At 71.3% G+C, this 23,486-nt stretch carries 26 protein-coding genes and 1 pseudogene; 10 read left to right on the top strand and 17 right to left on the bottom strand.

All coding sequences use genetic code 11. The annotated features are described in order from the left end of the window. Position 1 precedes the first annotated feature (1 nt). Positions 2-579 (top strand): annotated as a pseudogene (locus tag ASF28_RS23675) (L,D-transpeptidase family protein). A 114-nt stretch (positions 580-693) separates the two neighbouring features. Here the strand turns inward: ASF28_RS23675 and folK are convergent. From folK to ASF28_RS17125, 12 genes are all read right to left on the bottom strand, one after another. Then, the gene (folK, locus tag ASF28_RS17180; RefSeq protein WP_056095409.1) at positions 694-1,170 is read right to left on the bottom strand and encodes a 2-amino-4-hydroxy-6-hydroxymethyldihydropteridine diphosphokinase; all 477 of its coding nucleotides are present in this window, start codon (positions 1,168-1,170) and stop codon (positions 694-696) included. 26 nt (positions 1,171-1,196) lie between these two features. Continuing rightward, a complete protein-coding gene (folB, locus tag ASF28_RS17175; RefSeq protein ID WP_056095406.1) occupies positions 1,197-1,574 on the bottom strand; it encodes a dihydroneopterin aldolase in 378 nt (125 codons plus the stop codon). After that, positions 1,571-2,344 carry a dihydropteroate synthase gene (gene folP / locus ASF28_RS17170; protein ID WP_082476641.1) on the bottom strand — a complete coding sequence of 258 codons (774 nt, stop codon included), beginning with the start codon at positions 2,342-2,344 and terminating at the stop codon, positions 1,571-1,573. The genes folB and folP overlap by 4 nt, the downstream gene beginning before the upstream one ends. 133 nt (positions 2,345-2,477) lie before the next feature. Beyond that, complete coding sequence (locus tag ASF28_RS17165) at positions 2,478-2,849, bottom strand: hypothetical protein (protein ID WP_056095400.1); 372 nt, start codon at positions 2,847-2,849, stop codon at positions 2,478-2,480. Continuing rightward, complete coding sequence (locus ASF28_RS17160) at positions 2,830-3,552, bottom strand: hypothetical protein (protein ID WP_056095398.1); 723 nt, start codon at positions 3,550-3,552, stop codon at positions 2,830-2,832. The genes ASF28_RS17165 and ASF28_RS17160 overlap by 20 nt, the downstream gene beginning before the upstream one ends. Next, complete coding sequence (gene pqqE, locus ASF28_RS17155) at positions 3,549-4,706, bottom strand: pyrroloquinoline quinone biosynthesis protein PqqE (protein WP_056095395.1); 1,158 nt, start codon at positions 4,704-4,706, stop codon at positions 3,549-3,551. The genes ASF28_RS17160 and pqqE overlap by 4 nt, the downstream gene beginning before the upstream one ends. Beyond that, positions 4,703-5,785 (bottom strand): pyrroloquinoline-quinone synthase PqqC, encoded by a 1,083-nt coding sequence (pqqC, locus tag ASF28_RS17150; protein ID WP_056095392.1) that lies wholly within the window; start codon positions 5,783-5,785, stop codon positions 4,703-4,705. The genes pqqE and pqqC overlap by 4 nt, the downstream gene beginning before the upstream one ends. Before the next feature lie 236 nt (positions 5,786-6,021). Then, positions 6,022-6,921 carry a pyrroloquinoline quinone biosynthesis protein PqqB gene (pqqB, locus tag ASF28_RS17145; protein ID WP_056095389.1) on the bottom strand — a complete coding sequence of 300 codons (900 nt, stop codon included), beginning with the start codon at positions 6,919-6,921 and terminating at the stop codon, positions 6,022-6,024. Positions 6,922-6,966: 45 nt separating this feature from the next. Beyond that, entirely contained in the window at positions 6,967-7,056 is a 90-nt protein-coding gene (gene pqqA / locus ASF28_RS17140) for a pyrroloquinoline quinone precursor peptide PqqA (protein ID WP_018043604.1), read from the bottom strand. A gap of 184 nt (positions 7,057-7,240) precedes the next feature. After that, positions 7,241-7,945, bottom strand: a complete 705-nt coding sequence (locus tag ASF28_RS17135; protein ID WP_056095386.1) for a response regulator transcription factor — start codon at positions 7,943-7,945, stop codon at positions 7,241-7,243. Beyond that, on the bottom strand, positions 7,942-9,570 hold the full coding sequence (locus ASF28_RS17130) for a sensor histidine kinase (RefSeq protein WP_056095383.1): 1,629 nt from the start codon (positions 9,568-9,570) through the stop codon (positions 7,942-7,944). The genes ASF28_RS17135 and ASF28_RS17130 overlap by 4 nt, the downstream gene beginning before the upstream one ends. Positions 9,571-9,701: 131 nt before the next feature. Beyond that, on the bottom strand, positions 9,702-9,908 hold the full coding sequence (locus tag ASF28_RS17125) for a hypothetical protein (protein WP_056095380.1): 207 nt from the start codon (positions 9,906-9,908) through the stop codon (positions 9,702-9,704). 216 nt (positions 9,909-10,124) lie between these two features. Between ASF28_RS17125 and ASF28_RS23040 the strand changes: the two genes are divergently transcribed. Together ASF28_RS23040 and ASF28_RS23035 are read left to right on the top strand one after the other, a co-directional pair. Beyond that, complete coding sequence (locus ASF28_RS23040; RefSeq protein WP_056095376.1) at positions 10,125-10,406, top strand: type II toxin-antitoxin system RelE/ParE family toxin; 282 nt, start codon at positions 10,125-10,127, stop codon at positions 10,404-10,406. An 18-nt stretch (positions 10,407-10,424) separates the two neighbouring features. Then, the gene (locus ASF28_RS23035; protein WP_056095373.1) at positions 10,425-10,781 is read left to right on the top strand and encodes a HigA family addiction module antitoxin; all 357 of its coding nucleotides are present in this window, start codon (positions 10,425-10,427) and stop codon (positions 10,779-10,781) included. Positions 10,782-10,799: 18 nt separating this feature from the next. Here ASF28_RS23035 and ASF28_RS17110 read toward each other — a convergent pair whose 3' ends face one another. Genes ASF28_RS17110 through ASF28_RS17095 form a run of 4 tightly spaced genes read right to left on the bottom strand, consistent with a single transcriptional unit; the run spans position 10,800 to position 15,300 of the window. After that, complete coding sequence (locus ASF28_RS17110) at positions 10,800-11,597, bottom strand: formylmethanofuran dehydrogenase subunit C (protein WP_056095369.1); 798 nt, start codon at positions 11,595-11,597, stop codon at positions 10,800-10,802. Then, positions 11,594-12,550 (bottom strand): formylmethanofuran--tetrahydromethanopterin N-formyltransferase, encoded by a 957-nt coding sequence (fhcD, locus tag ASF28_RS17105; RefSeq protein ID WP_056095366.1) that lies wholly within the window; start codon positions 12,548-12,550, stop codon positions 11,594-11,596. Before fhcD ends, ASF28_RS17110 begins: the two co-directional genes overlap by 4 nt. 33 nt (positions 12,551-12,583) lie before the next feature. After that, the gene (locus tag ASF28_RS17100; protein WP_056095364.1) at positions 12,584-14,227 is read right to left on the bottom strand and encodes a formylmethanofuran dehydrogenase subunit A; all 1,644 of its coding nucleotides are present in this window, start codon (positions 14,225-14,227) and stop codon (positions 12,584-12,586) included. Beyond that, a complete protein-coding gene (locus ASF28_RS17095) occupies positions 14,221-15,300 on the bottom strand; it encodes a hypothetical protein (protein ID WP_056095361.1) in 1,080 nt (359 codons plus the stop codon). The genes ASF28_RS17100 and ASF28_RS17095 overlap by 7 nt, the downstream gene beginning before the upstream one ends. 334 nt (positions 15,301-15,634) lie before the next feature. On the opposite strand from ASF28_RS17095, the gene ASF28_RS17090 reads away from it, so the two are divergent. The 7 genes from ASF28_RS17090 to fae all read left to right on the top strand — a co-directional run bounded on the left by ASF28_RS17090 (position 15,635) and on the right by fae (position 22,662). After that, positions 15,635-16,627 carry a beta-ribofuranosylaminobenzene 5'-phosphate synthase family protein gene (locus tag ASF28_RS17090; RefSeq protein ID WP_056095359.1) on the top strand — a complete coding sequence of 331 codons (993 nt, stop codon included), beginning with the start codon at positions 15,635-15,637 and terminating at the stop codon, positions 16,625-16,627. 139 nt (positions 16,628-16,766) lie between these two features. Then, positions 16,767-17,660, top strand: a complete 894-nt coding sequence (locus ASF28_RS17085) for an NAD(P)-dependent methylenetetrahydromethanopterin dehydrogenase (RefSeq protein WP_056095356.1) — start codon at positions 16,767-16,769, stop codon at positions 17,658-17,660. 54 nt (positions 17,661-17,714) lie between these two features. After that, positions 17,715-18,863 (top strand): ATP-grasp domain-containing protein, encoded by a 1,149-nt coding sequence (locus ASF28_RS17080; protein ID WP_200912690.1) that lies wholly within the window; start codon positions 17,715-17,717, stop codon positions 18,861-18,863. After that, positions 18,860-19,846, top strand: coding sequence for a methenyltetrahydromethanopterin cyclohydrolase (mch, locus tag ASF28_RS17075; RefSeq protein ID WP_056095349.1), 987 nt, complete (start codon positions 18,860-18,862; stop codon positions 19,844-19,846). The genes ASF28_RS17080 and mch overlap by 4 nt, the downstream gene beginning before the upstream one ends. 277 nt (positions 19,847-20,123) lie before the next feature. Continuing rightward, positions 20,124-21,038, top strand: a complete 915-nt coding sequence (locus tag ASF28_RS17070) for an ATP-grasp domain-containing protein (protein WP_056095346.1) — start codon at positions 20,124-20,126, stop codon at positions 21,036-21,038. Further along, positions 21,035-21,964 carry a triphosphoribosyl-dephospho-CoA synthase gene (locus ASF28_RS17065; RefSeq protein ID WP_244475065.1) on the top strand — a complete coding sequence of 310 codons (930 nt, stop codon included), beginning with the start codon at positions 21,035-21,037 and terminating at the stop codon, positions 21,962-21,964. The genes ASF28_RS17070 and ASF28_RS17065 overlap by 4 nt, the downstream gene beginning before the upstream one ends. A gap of 185 nt (positions 21,965-22,149) precedes the next feature. Further along, on the top strand, positions 22,150-22,662 hold the full coding sequence (gene fae, locus ASF28_RS17060) for a formaldehyde-activating enzyme (protein ID WP_027173662.1): 513 nt from the start codon (positions 22,150-22,152) through the stop codon (positions 22,660-22,662). A 130-nt stretch (positions 22,663-22,792) separates the two neighbouring features. On the opposite strand, the gene ASF28_RS17055 is transcribed toward fae, so the two are convergent. Beyond that, the gene (locus ASF28_RS17055) at positions 22,793-23,476 is read right to left on the bottom strand and encodes a HisA/HisF-related TIM barrel protein (RefSeq protein ID WP_056095343.1); all 684 of its coding nucleotides are present in this window, start codon (positions 23,474-23,476) and stop codon (positions 22,793-22,795) included. Positions 23,477-23,486: the final 10 nt, after the last annotated feature.

The raw sequence follows: 23,486 nt of genomic DNA, 5'->3' as shown, positions 1-23,486 counted from the left end.
CATGGCGGCCACGCCGCTGCAACGAGGCCCACGGGGGCGGCGGTGGATCGGGTCCATCGCCGCCCTCGTCGTTCTCGGCGCCCTCGGCCTCGCCCTGGTCGATCAGCGGCAATGGACCCGCGTCGAGCCGGACCTCGTCGCGGCACCGGAGCGGGCCGACCGCATCCTCGTCGAAAAGGCCGCGCGGCGCCTGACGCTCCTGCGCCAGGGCAGGGTGCTCGCCATTTATCCGGTCTCCCCTCCCTCGGTTTCTCGCCCGTGGGCCAGAAGGCGCGCGAGGGCGACGGCCGGACGCCGGAGGGGGTCTACGCCATCGCCTATCGCAATCCGCGCAGTGTCGCCCACCTGTCCCTGAAGGTGTCCTACCCGACGCCGGAGCAGGCGGCCCAAGCGTCGGCGGAGGGCCGTGAGCCGGGCGGCGACATCATGATCCACGGCCTGCTCAACGGCCTGTCCTGGCTCGGCCCCCTGCATCGGCTGGTCGATTGGACCAACGGGTGCGTCGGCGTCACCAATGCCGAGATGGCGGCGATCTACGCCCGGGTCGACGTCGGGACTCCGGTGGAGATCAGGCCCTGACCCCGGACCGCGATGAGCTGATTCATCGGGACGTGCCCGCGCGACCGCGCGGCGGCGGTCGTCCGCCGGGTCTCGTTGTCCCCGACCAAGGGTCGGGGACAACGAGAACAGATATCATCGGACGGGCTCGATCCCCGTGGCGTCGAGCTTGGCCAGGGCCTGCGCCACGGTCTCGGGGCCGATGACGAGGTCGGGGGCGATCTCGGCGAGCGGCACCAGCACGAAGGCGCGCTCGCGCACAAACCGGTGCGGCAGGACCAGGCGCTCGTCGGCGATGGTGGCGCCGGCATAGGACAGCACGTCGATGTCGATGACGCGGGGCCCCCAGCGGCGCTCGCGCACCCGGCCCATGGCGGTCTCGATGGCGAGGCCCGCCTCCAGCAGGTCGTGGGGCGAGAGCGAAGTCTCGACGCCGAGCGCCGCGTTCAGGAACCAGTCCTGATCGGTGTCGCCCCAGGGCGGGGTGCGGTAATCGGCCGAGCGCGCGGTGATGCGGATGCCCGGCGTCACCGCGAGGCGCGCCACCGCCTCGGCCAGGGTCGCGGCCTTGTCGCCGATGTTGGAGCCCAGGCCGAGATAGGCGGCGTTCATGCGGGCCGCGGTGCTGGGGGGAGCGGTCACGCCCCGGCCCCGGTCCGGTGCCGGGTGATGACGATGGCGACGCCCTCGATCACCGCCGGCACCGGCGCGCTCGGCTTGTCGACCCGCACGCGCACGCTCCGGATCGGGGCGTGCGCCGCCAGGATCTCGACCGCGATGGCCTCGGCCACGGCCTCGATGAGGGCGAAGCGCCGCTGCGTCGCGATCCGGGTGACGATCTCGGTGAGATCGGCGTAGCTCACGGTGTGGGCGACATCGTCGGAGCGGCCGGCGGGGGCGAGGTCGAGGCGGCAGTCGAGGGAGATGTAGAAGCGCTGGCCGAGGCGCGCTTCCTCCTCCAGCAGGCCGTGATAGGCGAACACCGCGATGCGCTGGACGAGGATGCGGTCGCTCATGCGCCGCGCCCCATCACGGCATCCACCACCCGCAGGGCGTCGACGTGGGGGGCGACGTCGTGGACCCGGACGATCCCCGCGCCGAGGGTCGCGGCCAGGACGTGGCTCGCCACCGAGCCGAACAGGCGGTCCACGGGCTTCGTCTCCGTGTTGTGCAGGCGGCCGAGCAGGGACTTTCGCGAGACGCCGACGAGGACCGGAAAGCCGAGGGCGACGATCTCGGGGAGCCGCCGCAGGGCTTCGAGGTGCTGCTCCCAGCTCTTGCCGAAGCCGATTCCCGGATCGAGGACGATGTCGGCGTCGCGGATGCCGGCGTGCCGGGCGATGGCGAGGGACCGCTCGAAGAAGCGGAGCATGTCGGCGACGATGTCGATCTCGGGCTCGATGGTCTCGCGGTTGTGCATCACCATCACGGGTGCGCCGTGATCGGCGGCGACGTGGGCGATGTCGGGCTCGCGCTGCAGGCCCCAGACGTCGTTGACGATGCGCGCCCCGGCTTCCAGGGCCACCCGGGCGGTGGCGGCCTTGTAGGTGTCGATGGAGATCGGCACGGGCAGGTGGCGGGCGAGGTCGCGGATCACCGGCAGGATGCGGGCCTGCTCGTCCTCCGCCGAGACGGGGGTGTGGCCCGGCCGGGTCGATTCCCCGCCGATATCGATGAGGGCCGCGCCCTCGGCCACCAGGGTCTCGGCCTGTGCACGGGCGGGTCCGGGGTCGGCGAAGCGCCCGCCGTCGGAGAAGGAATCCGGCGTGACGTTGAGGATGCCCATCACGAGCACGCGCTGCCCGAGATCGGGCAGCAGGGTCTGCAGGGTCGAGGGAGGAGGGGGCACGGGGGCTCTATCGGGTGGGAGCGGTCCGGATTGCTTTCGCCCGATTAGGCCCGGGGCGCAACGCCCCGCGTCACGCCCCGCCGCGGTAGCAGCGGATCTCGGCCTCGGCCTGGGCCCGGCGCAGCTCCGCGACCTTGTCGTCGAACACCTTGGTCGACTTGAACTCGTTGGCGCGCTGGCCGATGCCCTGGCGCATGGAGAGCACGGTGCTGGCCTGGATGTAGTGGTCGTAGGACAGGATCGACGCCAGGGCGTCCAGGGAACACGAGCACCGCGACAGGGACTCGCGCGACTGGCCGTTGGCGGCCATGCATCCGAAGATGTAATCGGCCCGCGCCTCCGTCGGGTAGTCGTTCTCCGGCTCGGCGGCGTGCAGGGGCGCCGCGAGGCCCGCGACGAGGAACGCCGCGAGGGCGGCGCGCTCAACCAGCGTTCGGATCATAGGTCAGGCTCTCTTGCAGGAGTTCGCCGCCCTCGGCGTTCTTCGACTGCGCCTCGATGGAGACGAGTTCGCCGGGCACGGCATCGGAGGTGACGAAGGTGTAGCGGATGTTCTCCATCCCGCGCATGCGGTCCTTCATCCGGTCCTCCAGAAAAGGCTGCGTCTCGATGCGCCAGGCCGAGACCGTCCGCCCCTTGTAGTCGATGGTGGTCGGCGTCACCGTCGCGTTGTCGCGCAGACCCTTGCGGATGGCGTTCTTGATGTAGCGCGGGTTGGCCGAAAGCACCCGGGCCATGTCCATGAGGTGATGCTCGAGGAACAGGGTCATCACGGGATTGCCCGGCATGTCCTCGAACGGTCCGGCGGGGAAGCGGTTGGCGCCCGAGAACATCTCGACGCGGATGTCGCGGGCGTCGGCGCTCTTGCCGGGCTCGATGCCGAGCTTGATCGTGTCGTCCATGGGCGGCCCGAACGGCCCCTTGGAGATGCCGCTGCGGCGGATGTAGCCGTAGGTGAGCTTCGTGCCGGGCGGCACGTTCTTCATCTGCGGCTGCTCGAACAGCAGGTCGGAGGCGTTCGGAGCGGCGGTGCTGGCCTTGGTCACGGGCGCGGTGTCCGCCGCGGGCGGGGTCTGGGCCAAAGGGGGGGTGCCGCCGAGCATCAGCAGCGCGGCGAGGGTGGCGGCAAGAATGGTGGGCTTCAAAGGGGCGCGTCCTCGTTCAGCGGCGTCCGCACATTGGGCTGCACGTTACTGCCGATGGTCCGGTAGGTGTAGTCGGGCGGGCTCTCGGCCGCCTCTTCCGTGGCGAGATCACGCACCTTGGCGTGGAGCGGCGACAGGGAGCAGGCCGGGTCGGTGGCGGCGGCGTCGCCGGCGAGCGCCAGGGCCTGGCAGCGGCAGCCGCCCCAATCCTTCTCGCGCCGGTCGCACGAGCGGCAGGGCTCCTGCATCCAGTCGGTGCCGCGATAGGCGGTGAAGGCCGGCGAGTTCGCCCAGATGTCGCCGAGCGAATGGTCGGTGACGTACCAGAATTCGAGCTGCTTGATGGTCTCGGCGGCGTGGCAAGGCAGCACCTTGCCGGCGGGCGTCACGTTCATGAGCTTGCGGCCCCAGCCACCGGCACAGGCCTTGGGGTACTTGGCGTAGTAGTCCGGCACCACGAGGTCGATGACGAGCTGGCCCTTGAGGCGCTCGCGCGCGGCCTCGACGATGCGGATGGAGCGGTCGACCTCGGCCTTGTTCGGCATCAGGGCGGCGCGGTTGACGTAGGCCCAGCCGTAATACTGGGTGTGGGCCACCTCCAGGCGCTTGGCCCCGAGCTTCACGGCGAGATCGATGAAGCCCTCGACCTCGTGGATGTTGCCGCGGTGGATCACCGAATTGAGGGTCAGCGGCAGGCCGAGCTGGGTCACCCGCTCGGCGAAGGCGAATTTTTGCGGCTGCGCGTTCTTCAACCCGCCGATTTTTTCCGCATTGGCCGCATCGACCCCCTGCACCGAGAGCTGCACGTGGTCCAAGCCCACGTCGTAGAGGGCGTCGAGCTTGGCCAACGCCCCGCCGACGCCGGACGTGATGAGGTTCGAGTACAGCCCGAGCTTGGCGCAGGTCTGGGTGATCTCGACGATGTCGTTGCGGGCCGTCGGCTCTCCGCCCGAGAGGTGGACGTGCAGCACGCCGAGCGCCGCCGCCTCCGTCAGCACCCGCTGCCACGTCGCCGTGTCGAGCTCGCCCGAGCGCCGGTCGAGTTCGAGGGGGTTCGAGCAGTACGGACAGCGCAGGGGGCAGCGATGCGTCAGTTCGGCCAGGAGCCCGACGGGCGCCGGCAGGACGGGGGCATTCGGCGTGAGGGCGTTCATCGCTCAAGAACCCGTTTTGTGGCGAGGTCGTTCAGCATGACGAGGATGTCGGCCTCGATCACCGCGCGGTCGGCGGTGAATTTTTCCGCCAGCAGACCGGCGATGTCGCGCACGGTGCGGGCACCGTCGACGTATTCGAGGACCGCCACGGCGTTGGCGTCGAGGTCGAAGGTGCGCTCGGGGGCGAGCAGCACGTGCTCGCCGCGCACGGTGTCGTGGCGCAGGCGCACGCCGCGCGGCAGGCGCGGCACGTCGTGCGGGCCCAGCGTCCCGGTGCCGGCGGCCTGCGCCGTGGCGGTTTCAGGCACGAGGCCGGTGCCGGGGGTCCAGGCGTCGGGCGGGGTCAGGCCGGGGGCGACGTAGGCGAAGTACAGGGCGTCGAGCTGCGTCCACAGCACGTTGCACTTGAAGGTCAGGGCGGCCATCGCCTGGCGCTGAAGCTCCGGCGTGGTCGCGTGCTTCTGGACGTAGTCGAGGGCGAAATCGGCGTCGCGGGGCGCCTGGGTCAGGCGCTTGTCGAAGTAGGCGAGGGTGTCCTTGGTGATGAAGTCGTAGTTCTTCAGCATCCCGGCGACGCGCTCGGAGATGATGGTCGGCGAGAACATCTCGGTGAGCGACGAGGCGATGGCTTCGAGCAGCGAGCGCTCCTTCACGAAGTGGACGTAGGCGTCCACGGAGAAGCGGGTCGCGGACAGGATGCCCTGGGTCGACTCGACATAGTCCCGCGAAAAGCCGACGCCCTCGGCGAGCTTGAGCCAGCGCTCGATGCCGCCGTCGCCGGGGGCGTCGCCGTCGTGGTCAACGATGCGCTGGCGCCAGATCCGGCGAAGGCTCGCATCCTCCATCCTGGCCAGCACCGCGGCGTCCTTGATGGGGATCATCGCCTGGTAATAGTAGCGGTTGAGCGCCCAGGCCCGGACCTGATCCTTGTTCAGCTTGCCGTCGTGCAGCAGGCGGTGGAACGGATGCAGGTTGTGGTAGCGCCGGGCGCCGATGTCCCGCAGGGCCGCCGCGAGCTCTTCCGGGCTCAGCAGGCGCTGGGTCTCGTCGGCGACGGGGGTTGGAAAAGGCGCGGTCATGGCGTTGTCCGGATCCGGCGGTGGGCGTTCCGACGTCTGAAGTCCGACGTCTGCGTTCGGAGATCTGCGTTCAGAGGTCTGCGTTTCCTGGGCGCTTCTTGTAGATGGTGTCGCGGGGCCTGTCAGGCCAACGATCCCACGAGCGCAATTATATTGCGCATCATATATCAACGCGCGCAGTAAATTGCCAGCGGGTCCGGGCCTTCAACGGGTGCGGCCCGCAACCCCGCAGGCGGTCAGAGGGACAAGCTCAGGCCGTCATGGGCCACGATCCAGCCCTCGGCCTCGACGGCGGCGCGCTCGGGCGAATCCTCCACCAGCACCGGGTTGGTGTTGTTGATGTGGACGAAGACGCGGCGGCCGATCTCGATGTCGGCCAGGGCCGCGATGGAGCCGTTCTCGCCGGTCATCGGCACGTGGCCCATGCGCCAGCCGGTCTTGGTGCCGACCCCGGCGCGGATCATGTCGTCGTCGAGGAGCACGGTGCCGTCGAACAGCAGGGCATCGGCGCCGGCGATCTGTCCCTTGAGCCGGTCGGTGACGCGGGCGCAGCCGGGGATGTAGGCGAGGCGACGGCCGTTCGCTTCGATCATCGCCCCGACGGTGGTCTCGGTCTCGGCGCCGAGCTCCACGGTCTTCCCCTCGAGCCACAGGGGCACTTTGCCGGGCACGGAGAACAGGGTGACCCTGAGCCCCGGAACGGGCTCGAACGCGGCGTCGAGGCCGATGGGCTCGCGGGCGACGACGCCCTCGGCCATCACGTCGAACACCCGGTTGGCGTTGACGGAGTCGAGGATGCCGGCCGTGCCGTAGAGGGTGAAGGGCTGGCCCTCGCGCAGGGTCAGCAGGCCGGCGACGTGGTCGACGTCGCCGTTGGTCAGCAGCACCGCGTGGATCGGCGAGTGGCGCAGGCCCTCGCGCGGATGCAGCACGGAATTGTCGAACAGCTGCTGGCGGATATCGGGGGAGGCGTTCACCAGGAGCCAACGGTCCCCATCGGGGGAGACGGCGATGCTCGACTGGGTCCGCGGCCTGACGCAGGTGGAATCCTCGCGGGCGAGGGAGCAGATGGGGCAGCGGCAATTCCACTGGGGAAGGCCGCCGCCCGCGGCGGAGCCGAGGATCACGACATGCATGGTTGAACCGACGCCGTCCCGCTCCTCAGGCTCGCTCCGACAACCTCAGTTGAAGGTGTCGATCTCGGCCGACTCGTAGCTCGTGACTTCCATGCCAACGCAGATCTCGGAAACGACGGGGGCAGCCCAGGTCATGGTGTTTCTCCAGAGTTTCTTTTGAACAGCAGCGCCCCGATCCACCTTAAGAAGATCGTAAGACACTGACGGCGCAGTGGTTTCTGTCGCGGGAGCTATATCGACAATTCCGCCGCCGACTTCAAGCGCTAAATTGCCGGTTCGTCCCGCCATCCTCTCAGAAAGCGCTCAAGCTCGCTCGGCCTCAGTGCCGGAAATCCTGGCCCTTGAGGTCGAGCATGAAGCCGCGGCCGCGCACGGTGACGATGACCGGGCCGCCGAGACGGACGAAGTCCGACAGCTTGGTGCGCAGGTAACCCACGTAAACATCGACGACATTCAGCGACAGGCCGCCCTGGCCGGCCCAGAGCTTGTCGAAGATGTCGCCGCGCGACACCGGCTGGTTGGCCTTGTCCATGAGCAGGGCCAGCAGCTCGGCCTCGCGCGGGGTGAGGCGCGCCGTCGCATCGGCGAAGCCGACCTGGCGGATGTTGAGATCGAGGACGAGGCGGCCGGCCGTGACGATGGTGCGGGGCTCGTCGGATTCCTTGCGGCGCAGGAGGTGCGTCTGCAGGCGGGCGAGGAGTTCGTCGAACACGAACGGCTTGACGATGTAGTCGTCGGCCCCGAGGGCCAGGCCCTCGGCGCGGTCGCGGACCTCGTCGCGGGCGGAGAGGAACAGGATCGGGCCGGGATAGCCGCCCTCCCGCAGGGACCGGCAGACGTCGTGGCCCGAGCCGTCCGGCAGGGTGATGTCGAGGACGACGGCCTCCGGCGCCGAGTCGCGCGCGGCGATGAGGGCGTCGTCGACGCAGCCGGCGACCCCGACGGAGAACCCCTCCGCCTCGAGGCCGCGCGCCAGCATGGCGCGGATGTCGCTGTCATCCTCGACGATCAAGACCCGGGTCATGCCGTGGTTTCCTTCTCAATCCGATGGGAGGCCGACGCCGCGTCGTCGTCCGGTGCAATGGGAAGTGTCGCGGGGATTGCGAGGACGACCTGCGCGCCCCGGTCCCGAGGCCCGGCTCCCAGGCGGATCGTGCCATCATGCCGCTCAACGACCCAGCGCGCCAGGGCCAAGCCGATGCCGAACCCGGTCTCGCCGGACGGACTCTCGCGGCGGAAGCGCTCGAACAGGGCCTCGCCGGTCTGCGGAAAGCCCGGCCCGTCATCCGTGACGGTGACGGTCGCGGGGCCGCCCGGAGCGACCGCGAGGGCGAGGGTGACGCGGGTCAGGCCGGCGGCGTGCCGAAGGGCGTTGTCGACGAGGCTCTCCAGGACCTGGCGCAGCCATTCCCGGTCGGCCAGCACGGTCGCGTCGGTGGCGATGGGCTTGAGGACGAGGCTCACGCGGCGGCGCGCCGCCTCCGAGGCCATGCCGTCGACGGCGTCCATGAGGATGAGCGAGGCGCGGACGGGCCGCCGGTCGAGTTCGATCTGGCCGGATTCCGAGCGCGCGACCCGGAGCAGATCCTCGACCCGGCGCTGGAGGCGCAGGGCGCGCTTGCGGATGGTGGCGAAGACCGGGGCGAAGTCGGTGCCGGGGCGCCCGGCCGAGCGGGCGGCGATGTCGCATTCGCCGAGGATCACGGTGAGCGGCGTGCGCAGTTCGTGGCTGACGTCGGCGAAGAACCGCCGGCGCGAGCGGTCCACCGCCTCCAGGCGCGCGTTGGCGGCGCGCAGGTCCGTGGTGCGGGCCGCCACCGTATCCTCCAGGGCGGCCCGGTCAGCGGCGAGCCGCCCCTCGCGCCGGGCGAGCCGCGCGGCCATGCGGTTGAAGTTCGCGACCAGCAGGCCGAGCTCGTCCCGCGTCGCCACGGAGAGGCGGGTGTCGAGCTCGCCCCGGCCGACGGCGCTCGCCGCCTGACGCATGGACTCGATGCGGGCGAGCGTCGGCCGCGTCACCGCCCGGTAGAGCCCGAACACGATGGCGAGCGCCGCCGCCACGGCCGCCAGGGAGGCCACCCGCAGGGTCGCGGACAGGTCGCGCGCGGCGTCCGATCCGGCGATCATCGAGCGGCGCTCGACCTCGATGAGGAACGAGAGCGGCTGTCCGGTCATGGCGCCGAAGCCGTTGAGGGCGCCCCGGATGGCGCTCCGGCGCTGCTCGTCCTCGGAGCGGCGCAGGACCTGGGCGACCTGCCGGTCGAGGATGGCGCGGGCCGAGCGAAGCTGCGCCATGGGTCGCGCGCGGGCGGCGTACTGCGTCCGGTCGAGGGGGTCGTCGCTGGCCACGATGCTGTGACCGAGGGCCTCGTCCACGGCGACCAGGGCGCGGTCGACGTTGGTGCGGGCGATCGACAGGCCCTCCGGCTGCGCGTCGGGGTTGCTCACCGCCTCCAGGGCGGCGAGGCCGTACTGGGTCATGCGGCCCGACAGCTCGACGAGGAGTTCGAGGCGCCCCTGGGCCGCCAGCGTCCGGTCGATGGTCCGCTCGGCGGCCCCGATCGAGCCGAGCACGCCGAGGGCCGCCAGGACCACGAGCAGGGCGGTGCTGCCGAGGAGCAGGGCGAACCGAACCTTCAGCGAGCGCATTGTCCGGCCACGTCCTGCCACTTCCTCCCATGAGTCACAGAAGACCCACAGGTCATCGCGTCATGGGACGGATGTCTAGGCGCAAGAAGCCAATGTTCGCAAGTGCAAGGACGGGTCTGCTCCAGACGCGATCACAGATCGCGCGGGACGGAGCCCCGCACGGCGCAGCGCCAGCGGGCGACGTGCCATTCGGGATGCTCGGCCTGCCACTTGGCGAGGGCGCTCTGGGAATTGCGCAGGCACACGGTGGGGCCGCGCGCCTCGAACGAGAGATCGATCTTGTCCTCCCGGCACTGGGTCGGCTCGGAGAGAAGGCAGATCGAGAGCAGGATGAGCATCGGCCGGACCTGTGTGGGGCTTAAGAGCGGCACGCTTCGACATCTCGATGCCGGAGCAGGGCAGGCCAAACTCATCGGATTGGGAGCTTTGTGCAAGCGTCCGGGAGAAGTGCGCATCAGCCTGTCCGGTTCACATCGTCACGATGAACCGGATGTCCGCTCATTTGACGGAACGTATCATCCAGTGATACTATTCCTCATTGGTCGGAGATCGCGATGATTCGGAGTTTCGCGGATCGGAGGACGCGCGATGTCGCGGAAGGGCGGCAGCCGCGTGCCCTTCCCAACGCGATCCTGAAGACGGCACGGCGGAAGCTGGGGTTCTTGAACGCCGCGACCTCCCTCGAGGCGCTGAAGGTTCCCCCCGGCAACCGGCTTCATCCCCTCGGCCGGGATCGAGCGGGGCAGCACGCGATCTGGATCAACGATCAGTATCGCATCTGCTTCCGATGGACCGAGGCCGGTCCCGAGGATGTGGAGATCGTGGACTATCACTGAGCGTTAGAGGAGCGCGTCATGCCGAACCGGACGAACCTGGAAGCCGAGACGAACCTGGAAGCCGAGACGGACTCGCCCATCGTCCTGCCGCCGCTGCACCCCGGGGAGGTGCTGCGGGAGGAGTTCATGGTGCCGCTGAACCTGACGGCCTACGCCATCGCCAAGGCCTGTGGCGTACCGCGAACCCGGATCGAACGGATCGCCCGCGAAGAGATCGGGATCACGGCCGATACGGCCTTGCGGCTCGGGCGCTACTTCGAACTCGATCCGCGGGTCTGGCTCAACCTCCAGACCGCCTTCGACGTCGAGACGGCCAGGCGCGCCCTCGGCGATACCGTCGATCGCATCACGCCGCTGGTCCGGGACGCCGCCTGATGGCGAAGCGGCGGCCGGTCAGGCCGCCGACACCCACAATTCACCCTTGCCGAGGGTGGCGAGGTCGCCTGAGTAGCGGGTGAGCGCCCCGGCGGCGAGGTCGGCATGGGCGGGGCTCAGGGGCCGGAGGGACCGGGCCAGGAGGCGCAGGAACACGAGGTCGTGGGTGCCGGTCTCGACGAAGCTCGGGGTGAGGGCTCCCGTCGCGCTGGCCAGGATGGTACCGCGGCGCATGCCGAAGCCCGGATGGTCGCCGAGCGACCCGGCCGCGATGGTGCCGGCGATCATCCGCGATCCCGCGTGCGCCCCGGCCGTGCCGACGAGGATGAGACCGCGGCGCATGCGGTCGCCGAGGTGGTCGCCGGCCGTGCCCTTGATCACCAGGGTGGCGCCGTCGAGGCCGGCCTTGGCGGCGTAGACCGCACCGCCGGCGTGATCGCCGGCGTCGCCCGCGATGGTGATGGTGCCGCCGGTGGCGCCGGAGCCCGCGAACGGGCCGGCCGAGCCGGTAACCGTGACGCTGCCGTTCTTCATGCCGGCGCCGAGGCGCTGGCCGACATCGCCGACGACGCGGATGCTGCCGCCGTCGAGGGAGGCCCCGACCCGGTCGAGGCGCGACGAGCCGCCCTCGATGACGAGATCCTCAGACTTGTCGAGGGCGATGGTGAAGCAGTCGCCCAGGGTCAGGCCCCGGCGGCTGGTGCCCACGGGAAGTCGCGCCGCCTCGGCCTCGCTGAGGCGGCTGAGGGAGAGCGGGGTGACGTGGAGGAAATCGAGCCGCTCCGGCGGCTCCTGGCGCAGGGTGAGGGTGCTCATGCCGCTCCAGCCTCGCTCGCCGGCTCCTTCGAGAGCAGGTCCTTCAGGTGATAATGGTGGCGGCCGAGATTGCCGCCGTAATTGCCGGCGGTGACGGCGACGAGGCCGTGCGCGGCCCCCGCTTCCGTCGCCGCATGCAGGGCCGCGCGCATGGATTCGGCGACGCCGTGCGAGGTCAGGGCGTCGATGACGATCTCCAGCACCACGCCGACATCGGCCGACAATTCGGTCCCGGCCCGGCCCTTGAGGGTCGGGCAATAGGCATCGTTGGTCGACGCCATCATGCCCTTGGTGCGCGCGCCGACCTTCGAGCCCGAGCGGACGATGCCGCCGGGGAAGGGCAGGATCGCGCCCGAGATCGTGCGGGCGGCGTCGACGGCGATCTCGGCGACCTTCAGGGTCTCGGCGTGGTTGCGGCCGAGGAACAGCAGGTTGCCGCCGCCCACCGCCCCGTCCACGGCGCGGACGAAGTCCTCGCACAGGAACTCGCCGTCCATGACCGGGATGCGCCAGTAGCGGCGCGACTTGCCGGTGATCGGGTCGGGCAGGCGCTTCGCCACGGCGAACCCGTCGCCGAAGTAGCGGATGGCGCCGCCGAGCTTGATCTTCGTCGGCCCGTCGACACCGGCGTAGCAGGCGGTGCCGGGGCAGGTGAGGATGCACTGGCCGACGCGCTTGAGCAGCTGGTCCTTGAGGCCGTTGGGCTCGAAGCCGAACAGCAGGACCCGCACGCCCGGGCGCCCGTCCGGGGTTTCCTCGGGCGACAATTCGCAATCGATGCCGGCCTCGGCGCCGCAGCCGATCACCGAGGTCGCGAACCCCGTCATGGTGACGGCGGCGATCATCGCCCACTTCGCCGTGTCGTTGGTGATGATGATCGCCGTGCCGGCGACGTCGAACGCTTCGGCGAAGGTGTCGATCACCGGGATTCCGTTGAGGGTGAGTTCCGTCATGTCAGCCACCGGTCCTCACGCAACGCACCGCCTTCAAGCCAGACATGCGACCTCCTCGAACACGTCCGCCTTCGGGAAGGCCTCGTCCGGCACCGCGAACGAGTTCAGGCCCGCGCCGAACCGGTCCTGCAGGTAGGTCTCGGAGCGGGCGACCATGGCCTTGTCGGACTCGACGTCAAGTTCGAGGGTGCGCCCGGAGGTCCAGGCCACGACCTCGCCGTCCTCGACGATGGTGACGCCGTCCTTGAGCACGCGTTTCGCCCGGGCGAACATGGCGGTGCGGTCCCGGTCGTCGCGGTAGATGGCGACGTCGGCCCGCGCACCCTCGCGCAGGTGGCCGCGGTCCGTAAGGCCCAGGAGCTTCGCCGGCCCCGAGCGGGTGAGCTGCGCGATCTCGGAAAAGCTGTACTCGCGCTCGATGGCGCACAGGCCCGAGCGCTCGCCGATGACCTTGTGGAGGCCGGCGATCTCGCGGTCGCGCTTCTCCTTGTCCATCAGCAGGTGGATGATGTGCGGGTAATCCGTGAACGGACCGCCATTGGGGTGGTCCGTCGTCAGGATCGTGCGCTCCGGCTCCTTGGACAGCAGCATGAGCTCGAGGCCGATGGCCCATTGCAGGGAGCTGACGGCACCGCGTGGCTTGTACAGGAACGGCACGACGCCGCCGCCTTCCGCGTCGCCGGCGGTCAGGATCCACTTCTTCGGATTGGCGCCCTTGCGGCCGGCGAACTGGCGCAGGATGTCCAGCGAAATGGTCACCGTCTGGCCGAAGGCGACCTGGCCGACGTCGAAGGTGGCGTTGGGGTGCTTCTCCATCGCCTCCGTGATGCGCTCGGCCGCCGAGCGGAAGCCGCCGGTGGCCGGGTTCTCCGGATCGGTGACGCCGTAGGCGTAGAACTGGGCGTGGGCGAAGTGGATGCGCCGGCCTTCGGCCGCCTCCAGGGTGTCGACGAAGGACTCGTCGGCGCCCGGAATGCCGAGGTTGTTGCAATGGACGTGCAGCGGATGCGGCACGCCGATTTCCTCCACCGCGTCGAGCAGGGCCGTCATGATCTTGCGGGTGGTCAGGCCGTAGACGGGGATTTCCTCGTCGAGGCTGAGCTTGAGCATCCCGTCCTTGAAGGCCGAGGCGCCACCCGCGTTGATGCACTTGACGCCGAGGCCCCGCGAGGTGGCGACCGCGAGGGCGACGAGGTCGCGCACCGCCGCCTTGCCCTCGCGCTGGCGCAGGAGCTGGAGCAGGTGGTCGTCGTTGCCCATCACCGTCAGGGCACCGCGGTCGAGCAGCGGGATGTCGGCGAGTTCGAGCTGGGTCGAGAGGGCGTTGGCCGGCGGCATCGCCGGCTCGACGGCGATGGTGTAGCCCATCCGGGCGTAGTTCGCGCCGATCCAGGCGGCCGACCCGCCGGCATGGGCGAACGGATGGCCCTCGGGCGCCGCCTCGCTGGCGTAGAGCTCGGGCAGGAGCAGGCGGCTCATCACCACGTTGCCGCCGGCGATGTGCGAGTGGACCTCGACGCCGCCCGCCATCACCACGCAGCCCGTGGCGTCGATGGTCTGGTCGGGGGCGCGCTCGGAGGCGGCGACGACCCGGCCGTTCTCGATCCAGACGTCGCCGACGGCGTCGCGCCCGGCCGTCGGGTCGACGACCCGTCCCCCCTGGATGCGGATCAGCATGAGGCGGCCTTCTTCTGCACGAGGCGGTCCTGGATGGCAGCGAGCACGCCGGCGGCCGTCAGCTCGGCCGGCTGCCCGGTCGGCGGCGCGTACGTGATGGTGGCCCGCCGGTCGTTCCACAGGCTGCCGCCCGCACTCTCGCCCGGCACGCCGACGGCGATGACGATCTCGGCGGCGTCGCCCGTGGCCTCGGGACTGCCCTCGCCGACGATGGCGATGCTCGGCAGGGTGCCGAGCCAGTCCGGCCGGGGGGCGGGGAGGGAGGCGAGCCACAGGACGGCATCGGCCTCGCCGGCGGCGATCTGGCGGGCGCTGTCGAAACGCCAGGGGTCGTGCTCGGGCACGTGGCGGCCGAAGCCGACGCGGGGCGCCTGACCGGTGGTCCAGGCGGCGAGCTGGAGCAGGGCGCGGCCCTGATACGGATCGGAGACGGGAAGCGTGAAGAAGCGCGTGACCTCGTTGAGGTCCTTGACCATGCCCTGGAGCATCTCGACGCCGAGTTCGCCGAGTTCGGCGGCGTCGTACAGCACGACGCCGTACTGGGCGGCGGCGAGACGCCGGGCGAGGTCGCCATAGGCGGTCTCGCCGGCGAGATGGCCCTTCAGGTAGGCGCGCAGGTGCGCGACGGAGACGGCGAGGCCGCCGGCTTCCGCCGGATAGGCCACGTGCCGGGTGGCGCCGTTGCGCGGGCCGCCGAGCGACAGGAGGGTGCGCTCGGCCCCGGCGGCGCGGCCCCGGGTCGGCGCGGACTCGGCGATCTCCTGGACGATGGGCCGCTCCCACGGCGCGTTGCCGACGATGAGGACCGCGTCCGCCCGGCCCGTGGTCTCGGCCGGCGTGGTGAGCATCGCGCCCGTCCGGCTCAAAACACCGAGTTCGGCGTAGAGGTTCGGCCCCGCCACGGGATCGACGGAGGCGCCAATGGCGTCGGCGAGGTGATAGGCCGCCCGCACGGCGCTCAGTTCGGCGCAGAGCCCCGCCACGATCGGCGTCCGCGCCGCGGCGAGGAGCGTCGCGGCGGCATCCACCGCCGCGTCCGCATCCGTCGCACCACCCTTCACCCAGGCCGCCATACTTTGCACCTTGGAAAATCGAGAGCCCGGCGCACGCCACAAAACGGGCGTCGCGCACGGCGGGACTGAGCCAGTCCAGAACGATCGGGCGGCACGTTTGCATCGGGGCCGCCCCCCAAGCAAGTCCCGGGGCCGATGCCCGACCGATTGCGGTTGGAAATTTTTCGTCTCGCCATCGCGACGGACGTTCGGGCGGCCCCCGCGTGGTGCGCCCCGGAGGACGGATGCGTTCGCGACGCTTGCGAGGCGTCCGCGCTCTATGGGAGAAGCCCGCTGCCGGGCAATCCGCTCCGCAGCGATGCGATGAACCGGTCCGCGCGATGCGGCCGTGACGATGAGAGGGATCGACGTGACGCAGATCCCGGAGGGGGCAGGGGACGAATCCGGGGCGGCCGGCGTGCGGGTGCACGCACCGGGCCGCCTGCATTTCGGCTTCCTCGACCTCCATGGCGGCCTCGGACGGCGCTTCGGCAGCCTCGGCCTCGCCCTCGACACCCCCGCCATCACCCTCACGGCGCGCGCCGCACCCGGCCTGACGGTGACGGGACCGGAAGCGAAGCGCGCCCATGGCTACGCCCTGGCGGCGGCCGGGCACCTCGGAATCGACGGCCACGCCGCCATCGACATCGCGGAGACGATGCCGGCCCATGCGGGCTTCGGCTCGGGGACGCAGCTGGCGCTCGCCGTCGCCGCGGCCCTGGCCCGCCTGGCGGGCCGCCCGTTCGCGCCGGAGGCCTTCGCCGATGCCCTCGACCGGGGCAACCGCTCCGGCGTCGGCCTCGCGGCCTTCACCCAAGGGGGGCTCATCGTCGACGGGGGACGCGACGGCCTCGGCAACCCGCCCCCCGTCATCGCGCGGCTGGCCTACCCGGAGGCGTGGCGCGTCGTCCTCATCCTCGACACCGGCATGACCGGCGTCCACGGCACCCGCGAGACCGAGGCCTTTCGCGAGCTGCCGCGCTTCCCCGAGGCCCAGGCCGCCGAGATCTGCCGCATCGTCCTGATGCAGGTGCTGCCCGCCGCCGCCACCGCCGAGCCCGAGGGATTCGGCGCCGGGATCACCCGGATCCAGCGCCTCATCGGCGATCATTTCGCGCCCCATCAGGGCGGGCGCTACGCCAGCCCCGCCGTGGCCGAGGCGCTGGCCGCCATCGCCGCGCAGGGGATCGCCGGCTATGGGCAGAGCTCCTGGGGGCCGACGGGCTTCGCCCTGGTGCCGTCGGACGATGCGGCGCGGAGGCTGGTCGCATCCCTGGAGCGGCCCGGCCCGTTGCGCTTCCTCATCGCGCGCGGACGCAACACCGGCGCCGCGGTGACGCCGCTTTAAGACGACGCAAAGGCGGCACAGGCTATCGACCTGCCCTCGATCGGGCCGACGACCACCGGCTTTGACATTTCATCACCCCGGCGCACGATCGGGGCAAGTCTCCTAGAACTGACCGCGACCGCACGGAGGGAAACCCGCCATGGCCCGCTCGATCCTGCACATGATCACGCCCCTCAAACACATGAGCCCGTTCGACGTGAACATGGCCGTCGATGCCGGGTTCGAGACCATCGCGACCTACACCGGCGCGAGCCTGCCCGACGTCACGTCCCTGGTGCAGGATTCGATCTTCTCCCGCTCGCCCCAGGACGGGACGCGCACGGGCATCTTCATCGCCGGCAAGAACGCCGAGGAGGCCCTCGACATGGTCGACCGGGCGAAGAAGGCCCTGGTGCCGCCGTTCGCCAACCACATCTTCGCCGACCCAGCCGGCTCGTTCACCACCGGTGCCGCCATGGTCGCCGAGGTGACCCGCGCCCTGAAGGCGAAGTTCGACACCGAGCTCGCCGGCAAGCGCATCGTCATCTTCGGCGGGGCCGGCGTCGTCGCCTACGTGGCGGCGGTGATCGGAGCCCTCAACGGCGCCGAGACCACCATCGTCGGCCATGACGGCGAGGAGCGGGTCAGCAAGATCGCCCACACCATGCGCTGGCGCTTCGGCGTCGAGGTCGGGTCCGTGGACGGCTCCACCGTGGAGGCCCGGCGCGCGGCCATCGCCAACGCCGACGTGATCCTGTCGGCCGGCCCGGCCGGCGTTTCGATCCTCACGGCGGAAGATCTCGAATCCGCGCCGAACCTCCTCGTCGCCTCCGACGTCAACGCCGTGCCCCCGGCCGGCATCGCCGGCATCGACGTCAACGCCGTCGACGTGCCCCTTCCGGTGGGCAAGGGCGTCGGCATCGGCGCGCTCGCGGTGGGCAACGTGAAGTACCAGACCCAGTCGCGCCTGTTCCGCCGCATGCTCGAGGCCAAGGAGCCCCTCTGCCTCGATTTTCGCGATGCCTACACGGTGGCCGTCGAGGTGGCGGGCTGAGGGACCGGACGGACGCCGGCCGGCGAGGCCCACCCCCTGTCCGAACCTGACGGATTGGCGGGCGGCGACACCCTCCTCATCGCCGCCCAGTCCGGCCGTGCCCTCGCCCAGGCGGCGCGGCGGGCGGGCTTGCGTCCCCTCGTCCTCGACCTCTTCGGCGACGCCGACACCCTCGACCTCGCCGAGCACCACCGCCCCGCCTCGGGCCGCTTCGGTGACGGGCGCCTCGGCGGGGAAGGCGTGCTCGCCGACCTCGACGCCCTGGCGGCTTCGGCCGGCCGGCCGCCGCTGGGGCTCGTCCTCGGCAGCGGCTTCGAGGGCGCGCCCGACCTCATGGCGGCCCTCGCGGCGCGGTACCATGTCCTCGGCGCCGCCCCCGGCACCGTCGCACGCCTCAAGGACCCCCTCGGCTTCGCCGGCCTCTGCGCCCGCCTCGGCGTGCCCCACCCCGCCGTCACCCGCGACCCCGTGCCCGACTGGGCCGGCTGGCTCCTGAAGCGGGCCGGCGGCTCGGGCGGCACCCACATCCGCGCGGCAACAGTCGGACCGGCGCCGCCGGGCGCCTACTTCCAGGCCCGCGTGCCGGGCCGGGCCCACGCCCTCGCGTTCCTGGCGGATGGGAAGACCATCGCCCTCGTCGGCCTCACGGAGCAATGGAGCGCGCCCTCGCCCCTGCGCCCGTTCCGCTACGCCGGTGCCGTCGCGCGTGCGCGCCACGAGCCCCAGGCCCTCGCCCCGCGCATGGTCGGACGGATCGCCGACGCCGTCGAACGCCTCGTCATTGAGACCGGCCTGCGCGGCCTCGCCAGCGCCGACATCCTGGTTTCGGGCGAGGAGTGGTGGCTGACCGAGATCAACCCGCGCCCCGGCGCCACCCTCGACATCCTCGACCGGCGCCCGACGCCGCTGCTGGCGCAGCACATCGCGGCGAGCCTCGGCCGCCTCCCCGTTGTGGAAGCCGCGCCGGTGGATGCGGCGGCCACGGAAATCTGCTACGCGGCCACCGGCTACGCGCCGATGCCGCCGATCGACTGGCCGGCTTTCGTTCGCGACCGCCCAAGATCCGGCAGCCCGGTGGCGCGCGACGCGCCCCTGTGCACCCTGTTCGCAACGGGGCCGGACTCGGCCGCCACGAGAGAGATGTTGCGAGGCCGGGCCGCCCACCTGCGGACCCTGCTCGATCTGACGGAGGAACACCCATGACCACGCGTCCGACGGCGCCCAAAAGCCCCTATCCGAGCGTCAACGCCCTCACCGCCCCCCTGGTCGAGCGCCTCGTCGCCGATGCCGACGTGCTGCGTCTCGCCGTGACCACGCAGGACGGCGCCCGCATGGTCGATGCCGGCGCCTCCGTGCGCGGCTCCATCGAGGCCGGCCGGCGCATCGCCGAGATCTGCCTCGGCGGCCTCGGCACCGTCACCATCGCCCCCTCCGGCCCCGTGGCGGCCTGGCCCTACTCCGTGGTGGTGCATTCGTCCGATCCGGTGATCGCCTGCCTCGGCAGCCAGTATGCCGGCTGGTCGCTCGCCGACGAGACCGGGGATTCCGGCTTCTTCGCCCTCGGCTCCGGGCCCGGCCGGGCCGTCGCCGTGGTGGAAGACCTCTACGCCGAGCTCGGCTACCGCGACACCGCCACCCAGACCGCCCTGGTGCTGGAGGCGGCCGGCGGCCCGCCGGCCTCGGTGATCGCCAAGGTGGCCGAGGCCACGGGCCTGTCCCCTGAGCACCTGACCTTCATCTACGCGCCGACCCAGAGCCTCGCCGGTGCGACCCAGGTCGTCGCCCGCGTCCTCGAAGTGGCCCTCCACAAGGCCCACACCGTCGGGTTCGACCTGCACAAGATCGTCGACGGCCTCGGGTCGGCGCCGCTCTCGCCCCAGCACCCGGACTTCATCCAGGCCATGGGCCGCACCAACGACGCCATCATCTACGGCGGCCGGGTGCATCTCTACGTCGAGGCCGACGAGGCCGACGCCCGCCAACTCGCCGAGCAGCTGCCGTCGACCACCTCGGCCGACCACGGCGCGCCCTTCGCCGACATCTTCGGCCGGGTGAACGGCGACTTCTACAAGATCGACGGGGCCCTGTTCAGCCCGGCCGAGGTCATCGTCACCTCCGTCACCACGGGCAAGAGTTTTCGCGGTGGGCGGCTGATGCCGGAGCTGGTGGAAGCCTCGTTCAGCTGACGGGGATCACGGGGGCAGGGCGCCTGCCCCCTCTCCCCGCCGGGCGGGGAGAGGGCCGCATGGACCCTGCCGTCCATGCGGCCAGCGAAGGCGCCAGCCGAAGCGAGGGTGAGGGGGTGCCTCCAGACGAGGCTCCTTCCACGACGCCCCCTCACCCTCGGCTGCCGCCTCGCCGTGCCGACGACAAGGTCGGCACGGCCCTCTCCCCGCAGGCGGGGCGAGGGAACTGCGCGACGGCCCCGCCGGATCAATCCGGACATCGTGTGAGAACAATGCAATGCGGATCGGGCTCGCGGCCGACAATGGCAACTGGCACAAGGCGCGCCTGAAGGCCGCCCTCGAGCACCTCGGCGCGGAGCCGGTGCTGTTCTCCCTGGCCGACGTCGCCATCGAGACGGGCGGGCGCGAGCCCCTGCGGGTGCCGGGCTTTGCCGACGCCCTGCCGGACGGGGTGCTCCTGCGCACCGTGGCGGGCGGCACCTTCGAGGCCACCACCCTGCGCCTCGGCGTGCTCCACGCCCTGGTCGCCTCCGGCACCACCGTGTGGAACTCGCCGACGGCCATCGAGCGCTCCGTCGACAAGGCGATGACGAGCCTGCTCATCGACCGGGCCGGCCTGCCGACCCCCGGCACCTTCGTGTGTTCGAAGCGCGCGGCGGCGGCGGCGATCGTGGCCCGCGAGGCCGGCCCCGGCCGGCCCCTGGTGCTGAAACCCCTGTTCGGCTCGCAGGGGGAGGGGCTCCAGCTCATCGAGACCCCCGACGACCTGCCGGACGAGGACGCCGTCTCCCGGGTCTACTACCTCCAGCGCTACGTCGCCCGCAGCGACGGCCTGTGGCGCGACTACCGGGTCTTCGTCTGCGAGGGCCGCGCCATCGCCGGCATGATCCGCGAGGGCGACGGCTGGATCACCAACGTCCATCGCGGGGGCCGGCCGCTGCCCTGGGCGATGCCGCCGGCGGCGGCCGAACTCGCCGAAGCGGCGGCGGCGGCGGTGGGCGTCGACTACACCGGCGTCGACCTCGTCGAGGACGGGCAGGGCGGCTTCCTGGTCCTCGAGGTCAATTCCATGCCGGCGTGGTCGGGCCTGCAGAAGGTTACGGAGGTCGACATCGCCCTCGCCGTGGCGCGCGGCTTCCTCGCCGCCGTGCGGGCGGCCCGGCCCCCGCGCCTCGTCTCGGCGCTCGGATGACCGAACCCGGGATGCGCGAACTCGGGACGTCCGGCCTCACGGCCATCGGCGCGGCCTACCGGGCGAGCTGTCTGGCCGAACTCGACGCCCTCAAGCCCGGCAACGTCCACGCCTTCGCCGACGGCCACCGCATGGCCACGGTCGATTTCGTCACCAGCGCCGAGGTCTCCGCCCCGCACCTAGCCCGGACGGGCGCGCGGGTCGGGGCACGGGTCCGCGCCGCCATGGCGGCGACCCTGGCGGCGGTGGGCCAGAACACCAATCTCGGAATCCTGCTCCTGTGCGCGCCCCTGGCGCGGGCGGCCGAGGCGGATGGCCCCCTGCGCGCCGCCCTGGACGCGATCCTCGGCGGCTTCGACGGAGACGACGCGGCGGAGGTCTACGCCGCGATCCGGCTGGCGAATCCCGGCGGCCTCGGCACGGCCGTCCGCCACGACGTGACCGGGCCGGACGCGCCCCCCTCACTCCGCGCGGCCATGGCGGAGGCGGCCCCCCGCGACGCCATCGCCCGCGCCTATGTCGGCGGGTTCGCCGATCTCTTCGACATCGGCCTGCCGGCCCTCGCCGCCGCCCGCCGCACGGGCCTGTCGGAGCCCTGGACCACCACGGCCGTGTTCCTCGCCTACCTGGCGCGGGTGCCCGACAGCCACGTGGCGCGCAAGCACGGGCGCCCCCGCGCCGAGGCCCTGCGCGACGAGGCCGCCGCCCTCCTCGGCCTCGACCTCGCGACCCGGCCCGTGGACGCCCTGCTGGCGAAGGACCGGGCCTGGAAGGCGGCCGGCCTCAACCCCGGCACCAGCGCCGACTTCACCGTCGCGACCCTGTTCCTCGATCGGCTCCTCGCCGGACCCGCGCGGTGCGTCCCCGGCCCGGAGCGGTCGTCGGATTCACCATCGACAGAATTTGTTCCGCCCGAAGTCAAATAAATTGGCGAAAACCGCACGGCGCGCAGGGTTGTTCCGGGCAAACGCCCAGAGTAGGGTCCGCGCCGCGATCCGGGCTAACCGGTCCGCCCTTTCGGGGGCTGGACGCCGTGAACAAGGATAGCTTTCGGCCGCGCTCCCCTTCGAGGGCGGTCACGTCTTTTCAAGACTCCTGGGAGAAACCCCACATGGCGAAGATCAACAAGGTTCTGGTCGGCGAAGCTCTCGTCGGCGATGGCAACGAGGTCGCCCACATCGATCTCATCATCGGACCGCGCGGTTCGCCGGCCGAGACGGCTTTCTGCAACGGCCTCGTGAACAACAAGCACGGCTTCACCAGCCTGCTCGCGGTCATCGCGCCGAACCTGCCCTGCAAGCCGAACACCCTGATGTTCAACAAGGTCACCATCAACGACGCCCGTCAGGCCGTCCAGATGTTCGGCCCCGCCCAGTACGGCGTTGCCAAGGCCGTGCAGGACGCCGTCGCCGAGGGCATCATCCCCGCCGATGAGGCCGACGACCTGTTCATCCTGGTCGGCGTGTTCATCCACTGGGAAGCGGCCGACGACGCCAAGATCCAGAAGTACAACTACGACGCCGTCAAGCTCTCCATCCAGCGCGCCGTCAAGGGCGAGCCCACCGCCGCTCAGGCCACCGAGCAGCGCAACTCGGCCTCGCACCCCTTCGCGTCGAACGCTTAGATTGGGGGCAGTCCTGGGCAGAGTGAGCCTCCGCCCGCACCGCGGGGCCTGATCCAGCGACTGGCATCCATCTTCCTCGGACGATGAACTACTGATGTGGGGCGGCTTCGGCCGCCCCATTCTTTTTGGCTCACGCCACGAACGCGCCGTCGTGGATCGCGGAGGCGACGAGGGCGCCGGCGACGCCCATCGCCGCCAGGGCCGCCACGTCCGCCGGTCCGCGCACGCCCCCCGCCGCGTAGAGGCGCGTCGCCGGGCTCGCGGCCCTCAGGGCACGCAGGCGGTCGAGGTCCGGCCCGGCCCCGGCCCCGACCCGCCCCAGGGTCATCACGATCACGTCGCGCGGCCAGTGCGCCGGCTCGTCGTGCAGGGCCTCCGGTCCGAGGCGCTCCGATCCCCGCGTGTCGAGGGAGAACACCGCCCGGTCGCCGAGCCCGCGCACGAGGCCAGCATCCGCCTGGCTCTCGCTGCCGATGACCGGCCGCCCGAGGTTCGATGCCAGGAACACCTCCACCCCGGGGCTGTCCGAAAACCCGGCATCGACCCAGAGCCGCACCTCCGGGCAGGCGGCGCGGATCGCCGCCAGGCTCGTTCGATCCGGCGGGGCGCCGTCCATGATGGCGTCGAGGTCGGCGACGTAGAGAAGGCTCGCCCGCACGGCGCCGAGCAGCCCGCGCGCCACGTCGGCCGGCGACGATCCCTTTGCCAACGGCGTCACGATCGGGGCATAGGTGGCGCGCTCCCCGGCCCGCGCCCGCACCACCTGCCCGTGGCGCAGGTCGATGACCGGGATGAGCTCGAATCCGTCCGCCATTCCGTTCTCC

The sequence above is a fragment of the Methylobacterium sp. Leaf99 genome, assembly GCF_001422375.1.
Classification (GTDB): Bacteria; Pseudomonadota; Alphaproteobacteria; order Rhizobiales; family Beijerinckiaceae; genus Methylobacterium.
This window is presented reverse-complemented; position numbering and strand designations above follow the sequence as displayed.